At 52.9% G+C, this 510-nt stretch carries 1 protein-coding gene; it reads left to right on the forward strand.

Going from position 1 to position 510, the window contains the following annotated elements; translation table 11 throughout:
- Position 1: 1 nt before the first annotated feature.
- Positions 2-510, forward strand: a 509-nt coding sequence (locus HMPREF2959_RS07935; protein ID WP_083314160.1) for a GTP-binding protein, incomplete at its 3' end; no start/stop codon positions are given.

Genomic DNA, 510 nt, shown 5'->3' on the forward strand with positions numbered 1-510 from the left:
CATGGCTAAGGAAAAATTCGAACGTAGCAAACCGCACGTAAACGTTGGCACCATCGGTCACGTTGACCATGGTAAAACCACCCTGACTGCCGCTTTGACTACTATTTTGGCTAAAAAATTCGGTGGTGCTGCAAAAGCTTACGACCAAATCGACAACGCACCCGAAGAAAAAGCACGCGGTATTACCATTAACACCTCACACGTGGAATACGAAACCGAAACCCGCCACTACGCACACGTAGACTGCCCGGGGCACGCCGACTACGTTAAAAACATGATTACCGGCGCCGCACAAATGGACGGTGCAATCCTGGTATGTTCCGCTGCTGACGGCCCTATGCCGCAAACCCGCGAACACATCCTGCTGGCCCGTCAAGTAGGCGTACCTTACATCATCGTGTTCATGAACAAATGCGACATGGTCGACGATGCCGAGCTGTTGGAACTGGTTGAAATGGAAATCCGCGACCTGCTGTCCAGCTACGACTTCCCCGGCGACGACTGCCCGAT

The sequence above is a fragment of the Neisseria sp. HMSC070F02 genome (assembly GCF_001814225.1).
In the GTDB taxonomy this organism is placed as follows: domain Bacteria; phylum Pseudomonadota; class Gammaproteobacteria; order Burkholderiales; family Neisseriaceae; genus Neisseria; species Neisseria meningitidis.